This window comes from Curtobacterium sp. MCLR17_007, assembly GCF_003234655.2.
Taxonomy (GTDB): Bacteria; Actinomycetota; Actinomycetes; order Actinomycetales; family Microbacteriaceae; genus Curtobacterium.
The window spans coordinates 3,503,758-3,521,476 of sequence record NZ_CP126271.1; the positions used below are offsets into that span (position 1 = coordinate 3,503,758).

At 73.5% G+C, this 17,719-nt stretch carries 22 protein-coding genes; 13 read left to right on the forward strand and 9 right to left on the reverse strand.

The features are described 5' to 3' along the window. Positions 1-124 precede the first annotated feature (124 nt). From DEJ13_RS16540 to DEJ13_RS16550, 3 genes are read right to left on the reverse strand one after another with little or no spacing between them, the layout of a single operon-like run. Positions 125-781, reverse strand: coding sequence for a response regulator transcription factor (locus DEJ13_RS16540; protein ID WP_111105959.1), 657 nt, complete (start codon positions 779-781; stop codon positions 125-127). After that, positions 778-1,974: a sensor histidine kinase gene (locus DEJ13_RS16545; protein ID WP_056121362.1), complete on the reverse strand. Its 1,197-nt coding sequence runs from the start codon at positions 1,972-1,974 to the stop codon at positions 778-780. Before DEJ13_RS16545 ends, DEJ13_RS16540 begins: the two co-directional genes overlap by 4 nt. Continuing rightward, positions 1,971-2,471 (reverse strand): hypothetical protein, encoded by a 501-nt coding sequence (locus DEJ13_RS16550; protein ID WP_111105960.1) that lies wholly within the window; start codon positions 2,469-2,471, stop codon positions 1,971-1,973. The genes DEJ13_RS16545 and DEJ13_RS16550 overlap by 4 nt, the downstream gene beginning before the upstream one ends. Positions 2,472-2,601: 130 nt before the next feature. On the opposite strand from DEJ13_RS16550, the gene DEJ13_RS16555 reads away from it, so the two are divergent. The 5 genes from DEJ13_RS16555 (at position 2,602) to DEJ13_RS16575 (ending at position 6,475) form a co-directional block, all read left to right on the forward strand. Then, complete coding sequence (locus tag DEJ13_RS16555; protein ID WP_056121358.1) at positions 2,602-3,444, forward strand: spermidine synthase; 843 nt, start codon at positions 2,602-2,604, stop codon at positions 3,442-3,444. A 115-nt stretch (positions 3,445-3,559) separates the two neighbouring features. Next, positions 3,560-4,300 carry a DUF4064 domain-containing protein gene (locus DEJ13_RS16560; RefSeq protein WP_111105961.1) on the forward strand — a complete coding sequence of 247 codons (741 nt, stop codon included), beginning with the start codon at positions 3,560-3,562 and terminating at the stop codon, positions 4,298-4,300. Positions 4,301-4,382: 82 nt separating this feature from the next. Beyond that, positions 4,383-5,267, forward strand: coding sequence for a hypothetical protein (locus DEJ13_RS16565; RefSeq protein WP_111105962.1), 885 nt, complete (start codon positions 4,383-4,385; stop codon positions 5,265-5,267). Beyond that, positions 5,264-5,737: a SprT-like domain-containing protein gene (locus DEJ13_RS16570; RefSeq protein WP_111105963.1), complete on the forward strand. Its 474-nt coding sequence runs from the start codon at positions 5,264-5,266 to the stop codon at positions 5,735-5,737. Before DEJ13_RS16565 ends, DEJ13_RS16570 begins: the two co-directional genes overlap by 4 nt. 42 nt (positions 5,738-5,779) lie before the next feature. Continuing rightward, entirely contained in the window at positions 5,780-6,475 is a 696-nt protein-coding gene (locus DEJ13_RS16575) for a CGNR zinc finger domain-containing protein (protein ID WP_111105964.1), read from the forward strand. 7 nt (positions 6,476-6,482) lie between these two features. Here DEJ13_RS16575 and DEJ13_RS16580 read toward each other — a convergent pair whose 3' ends face one another. Continuing rightward, a complete protein-coding gene (locus tag DEJ13_RS16580) occupies positions 6,483-7,052 on the reverse strand; it encodes a hypothetical protein (protein WP_146245162.1) in 570 nt (189 codons plus the stop codon). Positions 7,053-7,171: 119 nt separating this feature from the next. Between DEJ13_RS16580 and DEJ13_RS16585 the strand changes: the two genes are divergently transcribed. Further along, positions 7,172-8,437 (forward strand): Nramp family divalent metal transporter, encoded by a 1,266-nt coding sequence (locus tag DEJ13_RS16585; protein WP_502868703.1) that lies wholly within the window; start codon positions 7,172-7,174, stop codon positions 8,435-8,437. A 217-nt stretch (positions 8,438-8,654) separates the two neighbouring features. Here the strand turns inward: DEJ13_RS16585 and DEJ13_RS16590 are convergent, their stop codons facing one another. Both DEJ13_RS16590 and DEJ13_RS16595 read right to left on the reverse strand, forming a co-directional pair. Then, positions 8,655-8,957, reverse strand: a complete 303-nt coding sequence (locus DEJ13_RS16590; RefSeq protein ID WP_056121346.1) for a DUF427 domain-containing protein — start codon at positions 8,955-8,957, stop codon at positions 8,655-8,657. A 46-nt stretch (positions 8,958-9,003) separates the two neighbouring features. Further along, positions 9,004-9,600: a 2-phosphosulfolactate phosphatase gene (locus DEJ13_RS16595; RefSeq protein ID WP_258374016.1), complete on the reverse strand. Its 597-nt coding sequence runs from the start codon at positions 9,598-9,600 to the stop codon at positions 9,004-9,006. 95 nt (positions 9,601-9,695) lie between these two features. On the opposite strand from DEJ13_RS16595, the gene DEJ13_RS16600 reads away from it, so the two are divergent. From DEJ13_RS16600 to DEJ13_RS16615, 4 genes are all read left to right on the forward strand, one after another. Beyond that, positions 9,696-10,328 carry a GNAT family N-acetyltransferase gene (locus tag DEJ13_RS16600; protein ID WP_111105967.1) on the forward strand — a complete coding sequence of 211 codons (633 nt, stop codon included), beginning with the start codon at positions 9,696-9,698 and terminating at the stop codon, positions 10,326-10,328. Positions 10,329-10,387: 59 nt separating this feature from the next. Further along, positions 10,388-10,864, forward strand: coding sequence for a hypothetical protein (locus DEJ13_RS16605; RefSeq protein ID WP_111105968.1), 477 nt, complete (start codon positions 10,388-10,390; stop codon positions 10,862-10,864). A gap of 298 nt (positions 10,865-11,162) precedes the next feature. After that, positions 11,163-11,732: a DUF1684 domain-containing protein gene (locus DEJ13_RS16610; RefSeq protein WP_111106172.1), complete on the forward strand. Its 570-nt coding sequence runs from the start codon at positions 11,163-11,165 to the stop codon at positions 11,730-11,732. Positions 11,733-11,742: 10 nt separating this feature from the next. Then, on the forward strand, positions 11,743-12,129 hold the full coding sequence (locus DEJ13_RS16615; RefSeq protein ID WP_111105969.1) for a GntR family transcriptional regulator: 387 nt from the start codon (positions 11,743-11,745) through the stop codon (positions 12,127-12,129). Between the two features lie 203 nt (positions 12,130-12,332). On the opposite strand, the gene DEJ13_RS16620 is transcribed toward DEJ13_RS16615, so the two are convergent. Beyond that, complete coding sequence (locus tag DEJ13_RS16620) at positions 12,333-13,154, reverse strand: endo alpha-1,4 polygalactosaminidase (protein ID WP_111105970.1); 822 nt, start codon at positions 13,152-13,154, stop codon at positions 12,333-12,335. A 342-nt stretch (positions 13,155-13,496) separates the two neighbouring features. Here DEJ13_RS16620 and DEJ13_RS16625 point away from each other — a divergent pair, with 342 nt between their 5' ends. Beyond that, entirely contained in the window at positions 13,497-15,101 is a 1,605-nt protein-coding gene (locus DEJ13_RS16625; RefSeq protein WP_111105971.1) for a DEAD/DEAH box helicase, read from the forward strand. 132 nt (positions 15,102-15,233) lie between these two features. Further along, positions 15,234-15,434: a CsbD family protein gene (locus DEJ13_RS16630; protein ID WP_111105972.1), complete on the forward strand. Its 201-nt coding sequence runs from the start codon at positions 15,234-15,236 to the stop codon at positions 15,432-15,434. Between the two features lie 226 nt (positions 15,435-15,660). Here DEJ13_RS16630 and DEJ13_RS16635 read toward each other — a convergent pair whose 3' ends face one another. Further along, positions 15,661-16,209 (reverse strand): NUDIX hydrolase family protein, encoded by a 549-nt coding sequence (locus tag DEJ13_RS16635; protein ID WP_056121333.1) that lies wholly within the window; start codon positions 16,207-16,209, stop codon positions 15,661-15,663. 73 nt (positions 16,210-16,282) lie between these two features. On the opposite strand from DEJ13_RS16635, the gene DEJ13_RS16640 reads away from it, so the two are divergent. Further along, positions 16,283-16,900, forward strand: a complete 618-nt coding sequence (locus DEJ13_RS16640; protein WP_111105973.1) for an alpha/beta hydrolase — start codon at positions 16,283-16,285, stop codon at positions 16,898-16,900. Positions 16,901-16,979: 79 nt separating this feature from the next. Here the strand turns inward: DEJ13_RS16640 and DEJ13_RS16645 are convergent, their stop codons facing one another. Beyond that, the gene (locus DEJ13_RS16645) at positions 16,980-17,606 is read right to left on the reverse strand and encodes a PadR family transcriptional regulator (RefSeq protein WP_235515447.1); all 627 of its coding nucleotides are present in this window, start codon (positions 17,604-17,606) and stop codon (positions 16,980-16,982) included. Positions 17,607-17,719 lie beyond the last annotated feature (113 nt).

Here is a 17,719-nt window from a genome sequence, read left to right on the forward strand (position 1 = left end):
GACCAGCGGGAGTGGGGACCCCGGAGGTCGACGCGTCCGGCACGACGACGATCGTCGACGGTACGCGACGACGCTTGGCGTTCACTGTTCGTTCACCCCCGCGGGGTGCCACACGAGGGGCCCGTCAGCGCAGGACGAGGGCGACCGCTTCGGCGCGGGTCCGGACGCCGAGCTTCTGGAACACCTGGTTGACGTACGACTTGACCGTCGGCACCGTCAGGAACAGCTCGGCGGCGATCTCCGGGTTCGTCCGGCCCTCGGCGATCCGCTCCAGCACGTCGGCCTCGCGCGGTGTCAGGTCCGGGAAGCGCGCACGGACCGGCGCGACACCGGCGGGTGCGGCAGCGGCGGGCACCGGCTGGTCGGCGAGCTGCGCGACGAGCCGCGCCCCGACCGCGGCGTCGAAGGTCGTCTGCCCCGAGGCGACTGCCCGCACCGCGGTCGCGATCTCGACCCGGCCGGCGTCCTTCGTCAGGTACCCCCGCGCGCCGGCCCGCAGCGCGGTCATGATCGACTCGTCGTCGGCGTACGTGGTCAGCACGAGGACGGCGACGTCCGGGTGCCGCTCGGCGATGCGGGCCGTTGCGGCGGCTCCGTCGAGCACGGGCATCCGCAGGTCCATCAGCACCACGTCGGGCAGGTGCTCGTCCACCGCGGCGACCGCCTGGTCCCCGTCCGCGGCCTCGCCGACGACCTCGAGGTCGGGGACCAGGGACAGCACCGTCACCAGGCCGTCGCGCACGATCGCCTGGTCGTCGACCACGAGGACCCGGATGCTCATGCGCCGTCGCCGTCCACGGGGGCGCTCGCGACCGGCAGGTGCATCGCCACGACGAACTCGTCCTCGCAGCGGGACGCCTCGACGGACGCGCCGCCGTCGAGTTCGGCGAACCGCTCGCGCATGCCGAGCAGCCCGTGGCCACCGGCGGCGAGCGGGTTCGCGACGACCACCGCGACGGCGTCGCCGTCGCGGGTGACGGACAGGGACACGGGGCGGCCGGGCGCGTGCCTGCGGGCGTTGCTGAGGGCCTCCCGGGTGGCTGCGACCACGGCGGACCGGTGGGCGTCGTCCAGGTCGGGGAGCGCCAGGTCGCCCTGGACGTGCACGGCACCGCCGAACGACCGGTGCGCGTCGACGAGCGCGGACAGGTCGGGACGGGAGGACCGGCTCGGCTCCGGCGCGGCCGCTGCGGCGGTCGGGACGGCCGGCCCGGTGTCGCCAGTCTCGTCACGCAGCGCGTGGACGGCCCGACGGGCCTCGGCCAGGCCGTCGACGGCGAGTGTCCGGGCGTCCGCGGCACGCCGCGTCGCCTCGTCGACGCGACCCGCCTCGAGGAGCGCCTCGACCGCGTCGAGCTGCAGCACCAGGCCGCCGAGCGAGTGCGCGAGGACGTCGTGGACGTCCCGCGCCGCCCGTGACCGGTCCGCCAGCAGGGCCGTCCGCTGCCGGTCCTGTTCGGCCTGCCGCGCCTGCTCCTCGGCCAGACGGAACTGCCGGCGGTTGACCCCGATCAGGACGCCCAGGGCGAGCCCACCTGCGCTGCCGAGGACGAAGGTGGCCGAGGTGCCCGCGACGTCCGCGCCGACGGCGATCACCACGAGTGCGACCAGCGCAGCGACCGCACCCAGCCAGGCCGGGAACCGCTGCCCGGCCTGCAGCGCGACGATCCCGATGATGACGGGCACGAGCATCAGGGCGTCGGTGGGGACGACGACCAGCGCGCCGGCGAGCACCATCGCCGACGCCGTCCAGACGACCGTGGCGGGCGTCCGCACGAACTCGCGCAGGGCCCAGGCGGCGAGCGCCACGCCCCCGACGACCCAGACCCAGGCGGCCTGCTCGAGCGCGAGCCCGTTCTTGACGAACCAGAACGTGACCGCGACGACGCCGACGGCGCTGAGCCCCCACCCGAGACGCGACCGCGGCCGGCCTCCGGGGAGGTCGGCCGGTCCGTCGCCGGAGAGCAGGGTCACCGGACCATCATGCCGCGGGTGCGTCCCGGGATGCGCTGGTCGAGCACCAGGGCGCGGGCGGCGCGGTTGATCGCGAGCATGAGCAGGATCGCGCCCGTCGAGGTGAGCAGGTGGGCGCCCATCTGCCCGCCGAGCACGTCGAGACCGACACGGACGGCGATGAGCACGAACCAGAGCGCTGCGCCGAGTCCACCGGTGCGCGACTGCAGCGTGCGCCCCTTGTCGTCCGGCGCTCCGGCCGTGCGGAAGGTCGTGATGCGGCCCATCGTCAGGCCGATGCCGATCGAGATGAGCGCCTCGATGCCCAGGAAGACGATGTCGGTCGTGCTGATGGTCGCCTTCGTCTGCGCCAGGACGACGACGCCGACGACGGCCATGACGAGCGGCATGCGCCAGATGCGCGCCGGGTCGAGGTACTGCCAGGTCGCCTGGCGGTACGCGAGGAACCCGACGAGGGCGAGCCCGATGACGATGTTCGCGAGGAGCTGGACGGACATGGTGTGCCTTCCTGGAGCAGATCGGGGCGGTCCCGATCCGGTGATCCCATGCTCGTGCGGCGTCGCCCGCGGCCCCACCACCCAGGGGTGGTGACCCGGGTGGGGATCGCGGTGGTGTTCGATGGACCCCATGGCTGACGCGTTCGACGGGTTCAAGCTCGGCACCGGGTTCGCGGTGATCGAGCCGGACCGACACCGACCGGGGTCCTTCACCCTCGTGGTCGACGGCACCCCGCAGTCGCACGTCGACCTCGAGGACCCGACACACCTGGCGTTCGAGTACATCCGGCGGATCGGGCACGCGATCGACCTGCTGCCCGACGGTCCCGTCACGGCGCTGCACCTCGGCGCCGGGGCCCTGACGCTCCCCCGCTACGTCGCGGTCACCCGTCCGGGTTCGCGGCAGCAGGTGATCGAGCTCGAGCGGGACCTGGTCGACCAGGTGCGCGACGTGCTGCCCTTCCCCCGGGGTGCGTCGATCCGTGTGCGGTACGGCGACGCCCGCGAGGTCCTGTCGAAACTGCCGGCCGGGCTGCGCGGCACGGTGGACCTGGCCGTCGTCGACGTGTTCGCCGGCGCACGGACTCCCGCGCACGTGACGAGCGTCGAGTTCCACCGCGAGGTCGCGGCCTTCCTGTCGCCGACCGGCATCGTCGCGATGAACGTGGCCGACGGCGCCGGGCTGGCGTTCGCCCGAGGCCAGGCGGCGACGCTGCAGTCGGTGCTCCCCTCGGTGGTGGCCGTCGCGGACACCGGGATGCTGAAGGGCCGGCGCTTCGGCAACATCGTGCTGCTCGGGTCCCCGTCCGACCTGCCCGTGGCCGACATGCCGCGGCGGTACTCCTCGGACCCGATGCCGGCGAAGGTCGTGCACGGCGCCGAGCTGCGGGCGTTCATCGCCGGGGCGCCCGTCGTCACCGACGCCACCGCGATCGGGTCGCCCGAGCCGAACCGGTCCGTCTTCGGCGCCTGACCACGGCGTCGTCCGCTTGGCGCGGTCGCCCTTCCCGGGCACCGTGCGGGTCGCGCTGCCAGGATGGGCTGCGAACGAGCGCGCAACCGTGCGACCGAGCCGAGACGGGGAAGTCATGACGAACGACGACCGGAACCACGACGACCGGACGGCCGACGGCCAGACCCCGAGCTGGGGGCAGCCGCAGGGCGACACCCCCCGGTACGGCGAGCGCATCACGCCGGCATCGGCTCCGCAGTACGGCGAGTCGGCCCCGCAGCACGGTGAACAGCCCCGCTGGGGTGAGCAGGCGCCCACAGAGCAGCAGTACGGGCAGCAGCAGTACGGCCAGCAGCCCCCGCAGTACGGGCAGCAGCAGCAGTACGGCCAGCAGCCCGACCAGTACGCGCAGCAGCAGTACGGCCAGCAGCACCACGGCGCGGGTGCCCCGGCCTGGCAGGCGCACGACGAGCAGAAGCCCAAGAAGAAGACCGTCGGTCGCATCGCCCTGCTCGTCGCGGTCATCGCGCTCGTCGTCGGGATCGTCGGCGGGTTCGTCCTGGGGAACGTCCTCGGGTCGAGCGGTGCGATGCGCGGTGTGCTCGACGGCAGCACGACCGGCGCCGACCCCCAGCAGCTGAGCCGCGACCTGGCCAACGACCCCGGGGTGCGGGGGCAGCTGACGCTCGGTTCCGTCCTGATGGGCGCGGGCACGCTCTTCGGACTGTGGGCGATCGTGCAGGGCATCGTCGCCGTCGCCACGAAGCGCGGCCGTGGGTGGGGCGTGTTCGCGATCATCCTGGCCGTCGTCGCGGCGATCGTCGCGTTCTCGGTGTACATCGGTGTCGCCGTCGCGATGTCCGGTGCCGCGTCCTGACCGCACCACTCCTGCGCGGACCGGAGATGACCGGCGTGTGGCACCGCTCCCTCCCGGCCGAGCGCGGATACCCTCGACCCTGATGTCCCTGCCGCCCGACGACCGCCAGCTCCCCGACCGCGACGACCGCGCCCGGGAGCCCCGCCATGCCGCCCCGGGTTGGACGAGCGCCACCCCCGGCAGCGCCTTCGCACCGATCAGCCTGCGGCCCGCCGTGGACGTGCAGGCGATCCAGGACCGCCTGCGCGACCTGGGCCACAGCCGCTCGACCGAAGCCCTCGCTGAGCGCGCCGAGCTGCTCCGGCTCCTCGGCCGCCTCGACGAGGCCCTGGTCGTGGCGGAAGAGGTCTTCCGGCTGACCATGTTCACCGGCGAGCGCGCGGACAAGGTCGCCGCCCGCATCCGCCGCGCCCACGTCCTGCACGACCTCGGCCGGTACGAACGTGCCGCCACCGAGTCCGCCCTGGCGCGTGACACCGCGACGACCGAGGAGTGGCCCGAGCTCGAGGGCGCTGCGGCGGAGATCGAGGGCTGGTCCCTGTTCGAGCTGAACCGCTTCGACGAGGCCCGCCAGGCCCTGGGCCGCTCGTACGACGCGTTCCGTGCCGCCGGTGCCCCCGCCGAACGGACCGAGGCCCTGCGTTCCGCCGTCGAGGCAGCGATGCGCGCATCGATCGCCCGTCCCCCCGTCGAGCCCGAGCGACCCCGCCCCGACGGAGCCCGGACCGAGGCACCCCGGACCGGGACCGCCGGGACCGACCACGACGGCTCCGACCGGCCCCGGACCGCCCGCGAGGCCGCGATGCGCCGCGCGACCGACCCGGAGACGCGCGTCGCCGAACCCGTCAAGGAGATCCCGCCGGTCCGCCGACGTGTCCTCGGAGCCCCCGATGCCGCCCGCACCGAGGCCGACACCCTGTGGGGCAAGCTGACCGACCGACGACGTCCCGCCGACCGCGACCAGTGACCGCGCTCGACCTCGTCCGGGCACGGGCCGACGAGCTCATGGGCGCACACCTCGGTCACGGCACGTGGACGTTCGCCTTCGACCATGCCAAGACCCGCGCCGGGCAGTGCGACTTCGCCAAGCGCCGGATCACGGTGAGTCGCCACCTGGCCGCACGGTTCTCGGACGCGGACGTCGACCAGGTGCTGCTGCACGAGATCGCGCACGCGCTCAGCGGTGCCCGCGCCGGACACGGACCGTCCTGGCGCCGCACCGCCGCCGCGATCGGGTACACCGGCTCGCGGCTGCACGACGGACCCATCGCCAGCGAGCTCGCGCCGTGGGTCGGCACCTGCCCCGCCGGGCACGAGCACTTCCGGTACCGCACGCCCACCCGGCCGCTGGCGTGCGCGCGGTGCTCCCGCCGGTTCGACGAGCGGAACCGCATCACGTGGCGTCGTCGGGACGCGCGGACCATGGCGAGCGTCTGACCCGTCCGGCACGGCGCGTCGCGCAGCGGTTAGCCTTGCCCGATGCAGACGGGGCAGCACATCCGCACGGACTCGGGGTCGTCGTGGTTCTTCGACGCCGGACGGATCGCCCTCGACTTCGCGCACACGGGCGGCTTCGCCGACGATCCCGACGGCCGTCGCCCGCGCGCCCAGCTCGGGGAGCTCCTGATGACGCCGGCCGACCTCGACGAGTGGTTGACCGACCACACCGAGCCGATCGACGTCGGCGCCAGTGCCCGCGAACTGCAGGACGCCCGTGCGCTCCGCGCCGCGATCGGCCGACTCGCGGCAGCGGCGGCACCCGCCCCGGCGTCGTCGGCGGCCGAGCGCAACGCGGTCGCGGCGGGCCTGCGGGCCGGGACCGGCCGCACGCGCCCCGCGCCCGATGACATCGACACGGTCAACCTGTTCGCCGCCCTGCCGGACGTGCCCCCGAGCCTCCCGGGTGGACGTCGCCGGGCCGGAGCCAACCGGGTCCGGCTCGCACAGGCGCTGTCGAGCCTGGCTCGCGATGCCGTCGCCCTGTTCACCGAGGTCGGCTTCGACGACGTCGAGGCCGACGGCCGACCCGCCCGGCTGAGCCGGTGCTCGGCGCCGGACTGCGGACTCGTGTTCTACGACTCCTCGCGCGGCGGGACGCGTCGATGGTGCGCGATGCAGCGGTGCGGCAACCGCGCCAAGGTGCGGGCGCACCGGGCACGCCGGGCCGCCGCCTGAGGCGTCCCTACGAGTCCGACGCGCGCCAGGTGATCGTCGCGTTGCCCGCCGGACCCTCGTCCACCGGGGCGGCACGCAGATAACTGACGGCGTCGACGGTGCTGCCCTCCGGCGCGAGGAGCACGGCGCAGACGTCGGCCGTGCCGTCGGCGGTGAGTGCCGCCGCGATCGCCGTCCGGTCGAAGGGGCACGCGTCCCGCAGCACCGCGTTGCGGTCCGACGCCGCGAGCTCCGGTCCGGCCTGCAGCCGGTCGTCCGCACGGAGCCCCCAGGCGTCGTTGGCGAGGTCGCCCACGGCATCGGGGTCGAACGCGCCGCGGACCCGCTCGACCGTGAAGTGCGCCAGGTAGGCGTCGTCGCCACGCGCGCGCAGGCCGAACTGGTCGAGTGCGTCGTCGGTCACCCGCTCGACCTCGGTCGCGGTGATGGCGAGCTGCCCGTGGAAGGCCGAGCCGTTGAGGCTCGTGGTGACGCTCTCGCCCATCTCGTGGCCGCCCTGCGCGCACCCGCTCAGCGCCAGCACGGCGGCGGCCGCCAGCACGGTCGCCGTGGTCAGTCGTCCTCTGGTCCCCTGCATGGTCGCCACGGTACGGACCCGGGAGGCCCGGGGCACGTCGACGACGGATCCCCGCCCCGGACGCACTGCAGTTCGCGCACTTGCCGAACTCTTGTTTTCGGTACGCCGAATCCTCTGGCATGCTGGGCGTCGTGACCGACACCGCCGCCCCACGCGTGGCTCCCCCGTCCGCCCCGCGGCGGCGGGGGGCGGGGCTGACGCTGCTCGGGCCGGCGTTCGTCGCGGCGATCGCCTACGTCGACCCCGGCAACGTCGCCGCGAACCTGACCGCGGGGGCGAAGTACGGCTACCTGCTGCTCTGGGTCCTGGTCGCGGCGAACGCGAGCGCCGTCGTCGTGCAGTACCTGTCCGCCAAGCTCGGGGTCGTGACGGGCAAGTCGCTGCCCGAGCTGCTCGGCATGCGGATGCGGCGCGCACCCCGGCTGCTGTTCTGGGCGCAGGCCGAGGTCGTGGCCGCGGCGACCGACATCGCCGAGGTGATCGGCGGCGCGCTGGCCCTGCACCTGCTGTTCGGGCTGCCCCTGGTCGTCGGCGGGGTCATCACGGGCGTGGTCTCGATGGCGATCCTGGTGCTGCAGAGCCGGCGGGGCGCACGCACCTTCGAGGTCGTCGTCACGGCGATGCTCGTGGTCCTGACGATCGGGTTCTGCGCCGGCCTGCTGTTCGCCCAGGTCTCCCCCGGCGAGCTCGTGTCCGGCCTGGTGCCGCGCTTCGAGGGCTCCGAGTCGGTGCTGCTCGCGGCGTCGATGCTCGGCGCGACGGTGATGCCGCACGCCGTGTACCTGCACTCGGCCCTCGCCCGCGACCGGCACGGCGACACCCCCGCCGGTCCCGAACGACGCCGCGTGCTCCACATGACGCGCTGGGACGTCGCCCTCGCGCTCATCGTCGCCGGCGGCGTGAACGTCTGCATGCTCGTGCTCGCCGCGGCGACGCTGCCCGGCGTCCCGGGCACGGACTCCATCCCGGGCGCACAGGCCGCGATCGCCACGCACGTGGGGCCCGTCGTCGGCGTGCTGTTCGCCGTCGGGCTGCTGGCGTCCGGGCTGGCCTCGACCTCGGTCGGCTGCATGGCCGGCGCCGAGATCATGCACGGACTGCTGCACGTGCGGGTGCCGCTGCTCGCACGGCGCCTGGTGACGCTCGTGCCGGCGATCGTGCTGCTCGCGCTGGACGCCGACGCGACGATGCTGCTCGTGGTGAGCCAGGTCGTGCTGAGCTTCGGGATCGCCTTCGCGATCGTCCCGCTGGTGACCTACACCTCACGGCGCAGCGTGATGGGCTCGGACGTCAACGCGGTGCCCACACGGGTGGTCGCGTGGGTGATCGCCGCGGTCATCGTCGCGCTGAACGTGGCCCTGGTGGTGCTGACGCTCGGCGGCTGACCGGCGCCGCGGGCGGGCGGCGGGCGGGCGGCGGGCGCCCGGCGGGCGGCTGCGCCAGCGGGCGGCTGCGCCAGCGGGCGGCTGCGCCAGCGGGCGGCTGCGCCGGCGCGGAGTGGCGTGGCACAACGGAAACCGGTCCGCACCACGCGATTGCGTGGTGCGGACCGGTTGGTGTTGTGCGAACGACAGCCGCCGGCCGTCAGCCGCGGCGCGCGTCCTACTCGACGACGCGGACGCCCTTCCAGAACGCCACGTAGCCGCTGTAGTCCTTGCCGACGCGGTCGAAGGACGACGGGATCGGCGTGGGGTACGACCATGCGCTGTCCTGCAGCGCCTGACCGTCGACGTTCACGGTGTAGTACTGCGTGTCGCCCTTCCACGGGCAGTGGTACTGGGTGTCGCTCTCGGTGAAGAGCTCGGTCTTCACGCTCGACGGCGGGAAGTACCAGTTGCCCTCGATCTGGATCAGGTCGTCCTCGGGTGCTTCTGCGATGACGGTGTCGCCGGCGACTGCCTTCATGGTGTGCTCCTTCGCTCGTGAGCGGTCTGCTCGACCAGCAGCAACGCTACGCGCGGGGGCTGTGTTCCCCGGGTCGGACCACGACGAGCTCCGGCCCCGCGGCGAGCGCCGCGCGGGCACGGTCCGGCCCGATGGCACGCGCCGTCTCGGACGCGGACACGAGGTGCCGCACCGCCCCCCGCAGCCCCGTGTAGGCGGCACATGCCGCAGCCGCCTCGGGCGAGCAGTGGTCGATCCCCACGGCGGACAGCGCGTCGACGACCGCACCGGCGCCGAGCAGGTCCTCCACCGCGGGGTCGGGTGCGTCCGGCACGTCGGCCGACTCGCCCGCGGCCTCGGCGACGCCGTCGAACGCCGGCCCGTGGTGGGTCCCGGCTGCCACGACCGCGACGACACAGCGGTCGCCCAGCGCGGCCTGGAGGCTCGTCACCCGGTCCGCGACCGCCGCCGCGTTGGCCAGGTGGCCGAGCACGACCTCGGGCCCGGCCGGGAGCTGCCGGCCGACGGCCCGGTGGTCCACGGCGGGTCCCTCGGGGAGCACGTCCACCCAGACGACCACGTGGGCGCCGACCGCGACCCGACGGGCACCGGCCACGCCCCACCCGAACCGGACCTGGTACTGCTGCTGGCCTCGTTCACGCACCCGGTCACGATATCCGCTGTGGAGCACCTGTCCCTTTGCACAGGCGAGGACCCTGCGGCCGATCCCCCACGAGCCCGCCAGTACGATCGAGTCCCATGGAGATCGACCCCGTACCGACCCTGACCGGCGACCGCGTCACGCTCGAGCCCCTCGCGCACGAGCACGCGGACGACCTGCGGGCTGCGGTCGCGGACGGGGACCTCTGGCGCACCTGGTACAGCTCGATCCCCGCTCCGGCCCAGGTCGACGCCGAGATCGACCGCCGCCTGGGCGAGCACGAAGCGGGCCGCATGGTGCCCTTCGCGGTGCGCGACCGCCCCACCGGCCGCGTGGTCGGTGCGACGACGTTCATGCACATCGACACCGACAACCGACGGGTCGAGATCGGGCACACGTTCCTGGCGAAGTCGGCGCAGCGCAGCGGCATCAACACCGAGTCCAAGCTGCTGATGCTGTCGCACGCGTTCGAGACCTGGCAGTGCATCGCGGTCGAGTTCCGGACCCACTGGCACAACGTGCAGTCGCGCACCGCGATCGCCGGCCTCGGCGCGAAGCAGGACGGCGTCCTCCGCAACCACCAGATCGGTCGTGACGGCACCCTGCGCGACACCGTGGTCTTCTCGATCACCGCGTCGGAGTGGCCGACCGTCCGGCTGTCGCTGGCGGAGCGCCTGCGCCAGCACGACCGGGCCGAGGGTTCCCGGCGCCGGTCCGCCCGCCACGCCTGACACACGGCGGTCCCCGCGCGCCTGGGACCGGTCCGGGGCGTCCGGGTAGCGTGCGCGGCATGCACGTCGGTCTCCGTCTCGTCCTCGATGCCCCGCTCGACGTCGTCCGCGACGCCCTGCTGTCGCCCGCGGTGATGGTCGGGGTGACGAAGCCGTTCCTGGTGTACCGCTCGCTCGACCCCGCGGGCTTCCCGCACCGCTGGACCCCGGGGCAGCCGCACCCGATCGCCGCGAGCGCGTTCGGCGTCGTGCCGAGCGGCGAGAGCCACGTCGACATCGACCTGTACGAGGTCGACGGCGTCCCCGTGCAGCGCGACAACGGCGGCGGCACGAGCGGCCTGTTCGCCCGGATGGACATGCGGCACCGGATGGCAGTGTCGGCGCTGCCAGACGGCACCACGCTGTTCGTCGACCGCCTGGACTACCGGATGCGCCCCGCGGCACTCGGGTTGGCGCTCTGGCCGGGGATGTGGGTCATCTGGCAGTGGCGTGCCCTGCGTATGCGGCAGCAGGCCCCGACCTGGCCGCCCGCCTGACGCGAGCACCGCGTCGGGCGTCGGCCGCGCCTCCCGTCTGCTCCGGACGCGGTGTTTGCCGGCGTCGCACCCCCTGACGGACGTCGCACCCCGGTGCGACGGGGCGCGACGCCCGTGGCGGGGTGCCATGCGCCCGGTGTCGACTGCCCGACCCGGTGACACGCCGTGCCGGGGTGGGGCGGGCCTCCCGTTCGTCACCGGGCGGGCGTAGCCTCGTCCCGTGAGCCAGACGCGCCCCCAGGAGCCGACGACCGACGACCGCGTGCACAGCACGCTGGCGACCGTGGACTGGCGGCGGATGACCTTCGACCTCTACCGCCGCGTCCGCGCGACCGCCGATCCGGAGACCGCACACGCGATGTGGCGCGAGTCCCGCGACGCGATGTTCGCCGAGCACCCGGCCAGCCCGCTGCTGGACGAGGACGCAGTCGACTTCGAGGAGCTCCCCGTGCCGGCGTACGACCCGGAGTGGCGCTTCCGCGCTCGTGTCGAACCGGCCGAGGCCCAGGCGATGGACGTCGAGACCGGCACCGACGGCACCGTCCACTTCGACCGTCTGGGTGTCGTGCGCCTGCCCGGGATCGGCACGCTCGACGTGTGGTCGCACGGCGGCTACGCGGGCGGCGTGTTCGTGCCCGTCAAGGACGCCAGTGCCGGCAAGGCGCGGGGCACGTACGGCGGCGGCCGCTACCTGCTCGACACCATCAAGGGCGCGGACCTGGGCGGGGACGACGGTGAACTCGTCCTCGACTTCAACTTCGCGTACAACCCCTCGTGCGCGTACGACCCGGCGTGGGCGTGCCCGTTGGCGCCTCCGGGGAACACCGTGCCCGTGGCGATCCCCGTCGGCGAGCAGTACGACTTCTAGGGCGGACACGATGTCTTCCAAGACGGCAACCGGGACGACGAGCGGCCTCGTGGCGATCGACGCCGGCGGGCGCATCCCCCCGTTCGAACAGGTGCGGTCGCAGATCGCGGCGCAGATCGCGGCCGGCTACCTGGTGGACGGGCAGCGGCTGCCGAGCGTCCGGGCGCTGGCCGAGGAACTCCGGCTCGCTCCCGGCACCGTGGCCAAGGCCTACACCCTGCTCGAGGAGTCCGGGCTCGTGCACACCGCACGCGGCGCCGGCACCCGGGTCGTCCGGCCGGCCGACGTGCCGGCGGACGTCGCCGACGCCGTCCGGGCCCTGGTCGGCACGGCACGTGCAGCCGGGCTGTCGGCGGACCAGACCGCCACGGCGCTGCGGGACGCCTGGCCCGCGTAGCGCCGGCGGCGCGGACGCGCACCGTGCGAGGTTGCGAGTGCGTGCGAGGTTGCGAGTGCGTGCGAGGTTGCGAGTGCGTGCGGGGCTGCCGGTGCGTGCGAGGCTGCGAGTGCGTGCGAGGTTGATCGCGTGGTGCGGGGCAATAACCTCGCACCACCCGACCACGGCGACACGGAGGACCAACCACGCACCGTGCGCAGCCCTCAGCAGTGCTCGAACACGTACGCGGAACCGCCCCGGGCCACCAGGTCGCGGTCCCGCAGGATCGTCATGGCGGGCCGGTCACGTCGAGCGCACACGTCCGACCAGTCACCGTCGGAGTCGCCCGCGTACTCGACGTCGATGACCCGGTCGCCGTACACCTTCGTGTAGGCACCGCACTCGTCGTAGGTCACGCACTCCTCGGCGACGGCGAAGTCGAACCCGGCGTCACGCTTGCCCGCACTGCCGAGCTGCGGGGTGTTCTTCTGTCCGGCGGCCAGCCCGTGCTCGTGCGCGACGTCGACCAGTGCCGTCGCGAGCGCCAGGTTGCCGGAGCGGGTCAGCGCGCCGTGCGACCGCGTCCACGAGTCGAGGTTGTCGAACTCGACCGCGTCGAAGCCCCGGTCCGCGCACCGGGCGATCGACCTCGTCAGCACCGACACGATGGTCTTCCGTGCGTCGGCGCGCGACGTGTCGAGGAGCATCTCGTCCGGCCAGCCCGGGTCCGAGACCGGGTCACCGTCGTCGTTCCGCAGCAGTGCGGCGGGGTGGTCGTCCTCCCACATCGCGGCGTCCTCGGGCTGGGTCTGGAACCCGTTGACGTAGCAGACGCCGTACGCGTCCGGGGCCGGGTGCGCGGTGCTGTCCCGCTCGACGATCGTCACGCCCGACGGCGGTGTGTACGCCCCGCCCAGCTGGTAGTCCGGCACGCCCGAGGTGGGGAAGGCCCGGACCGCGTCACCACCGGCAGCGGCGCACCCACTGACGCCGAGGACGGCCACGACCGACAGGACGACGAGGGGCAGGACGGAACGGTGCGACACGGAGCGAATCCTCGCACGCCGGAGCCACCTCTTCCGGCGGACGCCGTCGGAGCGCTACACTGGTCGTACTCGAGGCGCCGATCGCCTCGTGCGTCGTACGGACGCCCCCGAAACCTCCCGGTCGAACTCGACCGATGCGTATCGCGCACCACCGCTCCCCCGGAACCCGTCCGGGCGGGGCACCGGTGCCAGGCTCTCTGCTGCGGCGACAGTGCCCGCACCTCCACGCCCGCTCCAGCAGCGGACGAGTCCGCTCCCCGAGCAGACGACGGACGCGGACACGATCCCGCCCGCGCGCCGATCGAGCGCGCACCACGGCCGAATCCGGCCCGAAAGGTCGTCATGACCAACCCCATCGAAGACATCCGTTTCTCGGACCTCGGCGTCCCCGCCCCGATGGTCGACGTGCTCGTCGCCCAGGGCAAGGAGAACGCCTTCCCGATCCAGGCGGACACGCTCCCCGACTCCCTCAAGGGCAAGGACGTGCTCGGCCGCGGTCGCACCGGCTCCGGCAAGACCATCGCGTTCGCGATCCCCCTCGTCGCCCGGCTCGCGGCGAACCCGCAGAAGCGTCGCCCGGGTCGCCCCCGCGCCCTGGTCCTCGCCCCCACCCGCGAGCTCGCGACGCAGATCGACGCCGTGCTCGCTCCCCTCGCGAAGGCCATGGGCCTCACCACCACGACGATCTTCGGCGGCGTCGCGCAGGGCCGTCAGGTCGACGCCCTCCGCAGCGGCGTCGACATCGTCGTCGCCTGCCCCGGTCGGCTCGCCGACCTCATGCAGCAGGGCCACGCCCACCTCGACGCGATCGACGTCACCGTCCTCGACGAGGCCGACCACATGGCCGACATGGGCTTCCTGCCCGGCGTGACGAAGATCATGCAGGCGACGCCGGAGCGCGGGCAGCGCATGCTGTTCTCGGCCACGCTCGACAACGGTGTGGACAAGCTCGTCAAGAAGTTCCTGCACAACCCGGTGATGCACTCGGTCGACGACGAGTCCAGCCCCGTCGAGGCGATGACCCACCACGTGTTCGAGGTCGCCGACGCCGACGGCAAGAAGGACCTCGTCCGCACCCTCGCCTCGGGCACCGGTCGCCGCATCCTCTTCATGCGCACGAAGCACCACGCCAAGCGCCTGGCGAAGCAGCTCTCCTCGCAGGGCATCCCCGCGGTGGACCTGCAGGGCAACCTGTCCCAGGGCGCCCGCGAGCGCAACCTCGCGAAGTTCTCCGCCGGCGAGGCCCTCGTCCTCGTCGCCACCGACGTCGCCGCCCGCGGTGTGCACGTCGACAACGTCGAGCTCGTCGTGCACGTCGACCCGCCGACCGAGCACAAGGCGTACCTGCACCGCTCGGGCCGCACCGCGCGTGCCGGGTCGTCCGGTGACGTCGTCACGGTGGTCATGCCCGCCGAGCGTCGCGACGTCGCGCAGATGATGCGCAAGGCCGCGATCACGGTCACCCCGCAGCAGGTCACCCCGAACTCCGCCCCGGTCCTGTCGCTGGTGGGCGAGATCGCCCCGATCCGTCACGTGGCCGAGGCCCCCGTCCAGCAGCAGCAGCCCCGCCGCCAGCAGTCCTCGGACGCCGCCGGTCAGGGTCGTGGCCGCGGTCGCGGCGGACGAACGGGAGGCTCGGCTGCAGCCGCGCAGACCGGTTCGGCCGCCAGCAGCTCGGGTGGCGGTCGTCGCGGCGGTCGTTCCGCCGAGGCTGCCGGTGCTGGGCGGGGCCGCTCCGGTGACGCCGGTGGTGCCGCTGCCGGTGGGCAGCGCCGGTCCGGTGGTGGCCGCCGCGCGTCGAGCGACACCGTCCGCGGTGGCTCGGCTCCGGTCTGGTCGTCGGACGGCGGCTACGCCCCCGGGCGCAGCGCCGCGAACGAGTCCGGTGGCAACCGTCGCCAGGGTGGCTCGCGTCGCGCTTCCCGCCCCGCGGGTTCCACGCGCTGAGCCGGTGCCGGTGGCGTCGACAGCAACCTTGACGCCACCTGCACGGCAGCCACCCTTGCGGGGTACGGTCTGATCCACCAGAGGACGCGCGAGCGTCGCTGGTGACATGTCCGTTGACGGAAGGAGCCGCCTATGGCTGGCATCGATGACATCAAGAACGCTGCCGAGAAGGCAGCCGGCAAGGCCAAGGAAGCCGTCGGGAACGTGACGGACAACGACCGTCTCAAGGCCGAAGGCCAGACCGACCAGGCGAAGGCCTCGGCGAAGCAGGGCGCGACCGACGTCAAGGACGCCGCGCACGGCGTGGCCGACAGCTTCAAGGACAACAAGTAAGACCAAGTGCAGTCATCCCGACCGCGCTGCGAAGCCCCCGGGTCCCATGTGGACCCGGGGGCTTCGTCGCGTTCGGGTCGCGGTGGCGCGGTGTCCTTCGCGGGGCGCCGTGGTGCCGTTCGGCGGGGCACAACGGAAACCGGCTCGAACCACGGACGTCCGTGGTTCGAGCCGGTTTCCGTTGTGCGAGTCCGGTTGGCGCCGGGCACGGCGCGGCGAACGAGGGCTACAGCAGCGCGCCGACCGAGGCCAGCCCTGCACGCATGAGCGCGCCGCGGCCGCCTTCCATCTCGTCGGAGACCGCGACGGACGCGGCTTCCATCGGGCTCATCCACGTGAGCTCGAGGGCGTCCTGTCGCGGTTCGCACGTGCCCGTGACCGGGACGACGTAGGCCAGGGAGATCGCGTGCTGCCGCTCGTCGGTGTAGACCGAGGCGCCGGGCAGCGGGAAGTACTCGGCGACGGTGAACGGTGCCGGGTTGGAGGGCAGCTGCGGGAACGCCATCGGCCCGAGGTCCTTCTCGAGGTGGCGGAACAGCGCGGTGCGGATGGACTCGCCGAACATCACGCGGCCCGACACCAGGGTGCGCGCGATCGAACCGCTGGGGGCGACGCGCAGCAGCACGCCGACCTCGGTCACGACGCCGAGGCCGTCGGTGCGCACCGGGATCGCCTCGACGTAGCAGATCGGCAGACGACGACGGACCGACGCGAGTTCTTCGTCGGACAGCCAGCCGGAGTCGGGATCGGGGTCGGGGGTTCGCGTCGAGGCCATGCACCGTGTCTACCAGCCGGTCCGGCGAGTTCGGCGCGCCGCGCGCTGGTTGTGGACGGCTACCGTCGTCCACATGATCGACACGGACATCGTGCAGTGGACCCGCCCCGAGCGGGAGCGCGCCGGCACCCCCCTGCTCGTGACCATGCACGGGGTCGGGTCGAACGAGCGCGACCTGCTCGGGCTGGCACCCGCGCTGCCGCCGACGTGGACGATCGCCTCGCTGCGGGCGCCGACGGCATGGGGACCCGGCTTCAGCTGGTACCCGCTCGGCACCCCCGGCTCGCCGGCGCTCGAGCCGGTCGACGCCGCGGTGCAGGGTGTCCTCGACTGGGTCGACACCGTCGCGCCGGACCACCCGCGGATCGGGCTGCTCGGGTTCTCGCAGGGCGGGTCCATGGCGCTGCAGCTGCTGCGCGCCCGACCGTCCGGGTTCGCCTTCGCCGTGTCGCTGTCCGGGTTCGTGGTGCCCGGAGTGACGGACTCCCGCGACGAGGCCGTCGTCGCGGTGCGCCCGCGCGTGTTCCTCGGGCACGGGGATGCCGACCAGGTCATCCCCGCCGACGCCACCGCACGCACGAGCGCCTGGGCAGCGGCGCACACGGACGTGACGGACCGGACCTACGCCGGGCTGCCGCACGCGGTGTCCGCCGCCGAGCTGGCGGACGCCGCCGCCTTCATCGGCGACTGACGGCGCGTCGGAGCGCCACGACGACGACGGGAGGCCCGGTGCCAGCTGGCACCGGGCCTCCTGTCGGTGTGTCGCCGCGTCAGTCGGCGAGGATCTGCAGCAGGTCCTTGCGGAGCTGGTCGACCTTGGCGGCGGCCGCCTTGGTCTGCTCCTCGGTCGCACTGGTGCGGTACATGTGGAGCACGCCCATCGTCTTGCGGAGCGCTTCGACGAACTCGCGCTGCGAGTCCGGGACGCCGGGCGTGGACTCCCACGCCGCGGCGATCTCGTCCGCCTTGGACTCGGCCTCGGCCTTGCCGGCGTCGGTGAGCTCGAAGAGCGTCTTGCGGCCGTCGCCCGTCGAGACGACGAGGTCTTCGTCGACGAGCTGCTGGAGCGTCGGGTAGACCGAGCCGGGGCTCGGCTTCCAGGCGCCGCCGGTGCGCTCGGCGATCGTCTTGATCACGGCGTAGCCGTTCTGGGGGCCCTCGGCCAGCAGGCCGAGGATGGCGAGGCGGACGTCGCCGCGGCGGCGGCGCTCGCGGCCGAAGCCGGGACCGCCGGGGCCGCCGAAGCCCGGGCCGAAGCCCATGCCGGGACCGAAGCCCCCGCGTCCGCCGAAGCCGGGTGCGTGGTGGTGGCGCGGGCCGCCGAAGCGGGAGCCGCGCTGGCCGCGGTGGCCGCGGTCCTGGGTGGAGTCGTGTTCGTCGTTCGAGTAGTCAGTCATGGGGCGCATGATGACTCCTTCCTGGGTTCGTGTTCGAAGTGAGCTCGCGTTACGGAACTGTTCCGTCCGTGTCGCGATGGGTCAACGATAGATCGGTAACTATCGTTCTGTCA

Bases quoted from the DNA above. Each gene is read 5' to 3' on its own strand.
- DEJ13_RS16540 (WP_111105959.1), bottom strand. From the start codon at position 781: ATGAGCATCCGGGTCCTCGTGGTCGACGACCAGGCGATCGTGCGCGAC.
- DEJ13_RS16550 (WP_111105960.1), bottom strand. From the start codon at position 2,471: ATGTCCGTCCAGCTCCTCGCGAACATCGTCATCGGGCTCGCCCTCGTC.
- DEJ13_RS16555 (WP_056121358.1), top strand. From the start codon at position 2,602: ATGGCTGACGCGTTCGACGGGTTCAAGCTCGGCACCGGGTTCGCGGTG.
- DEJ13_RS16560 (WP_111105961.1), top strand. From the start codon at position 3,560: ATGACGAACGACGACCGGAACCACGACGACCGGACGGCCGACGGCCAG.
- DEJ13_RS16565 (WP_111105962.1), top strand. From the start codon at position 4,383: ATGTCCCTGCCGCCCGACGACCGCCAGCTCCCCGACCGCGACGACCGC.
- DEJ13_RS16575 (WP_111105964.1), top strand. From the start codon at position 5,780: ATGCAGACGGGGCAGCACATCCGCACGGACTCGGGGTCGTCGTGGTTC.
- DEJ13_RS16580 (WP_146245162.1), bottom strand. From the start codon at position 7,052: ATGCAGGGGACCAGAGGACGACTGACCACGGCGACCGTGCTGGCGGCC.
- DEJ13_RS16585 (WP_502868703.1), top strand. From the start codon at position 7,172: ATGCTGGGCGTCGTGACCGACACCGCCGCCCCACGCGTGGCTCCCCCG.
- DEJ13_RS16590 (WP_056121346.1), bottom strand. From the start codon at position 8,957: ATGAAGGCAGTCGCCGGCGACACCGTCATCGCAGAAGCACCCGAGGAC.
- DEJ13_RS16600 (WP_111105967.1), top strand. From the start codon at position 9,696: ATGGAGATCGACCCCGTACCGACCCTGACCGGCGACCGCGTCACGCTC.
- DEJ13_RS16605 (WP_111105968.1), top strand. From the start codon at position 10,388: ATGCACGTCGGTCTCCGTCTCGTCCTCGATGCCCCGCTCGACGTCGTC.
- DEJ13_RS16610 (WP_111106172.1), top strand. From the start codon at position 11,163: ATGACCTTCGACCTCTACCGCCGCGTCCGCGCGACCGCCGATCCGGAG.
- DEJ13_RS16615 (WP_111105969.1), top strand. From the start codon at position 11,743: ATGTCTTCCAAGACGGCAACCGGGACGACGAGCGGCCTCGTGGCGATC.
- DEJ13_RS16625 (WP_111105971.1), top strand. From the start codon at position 13,497: ATGACCAACCCCATCGAAGACATCCGTTTCTCGGACCTCGGCGTCCCC.
- DEJ13_RS16630 (WP_111105972.1), top strand. From the start codon at position 15,234: ATGGCTGGCATCGATGACATCAAGAACGCTGCCGAGAAGGCAGCCGGC.
- DEJ13_RS16635 (WP_056121333.1), bottom strand. From the start codon at position 16,209: ATGGCCTCGACGCGAACCCCCGACCCCGATCCCGACTCCGGCTGGCTG.
- DEJ13_RS16640 (WP_111105973.1), top strand. From the start codon at position 16,283: ATGATCGACACGGACATCGTGCAGTGGACCCGCCCCGAGCGGGAGCGC.
- DEJ13_RS16645 (WP_235515447.1), bottom strand. From the start codon at position 17,606: ATGACTGACTACTCGAACGACGAACACGACTCCACCCAGGACCGCGGC.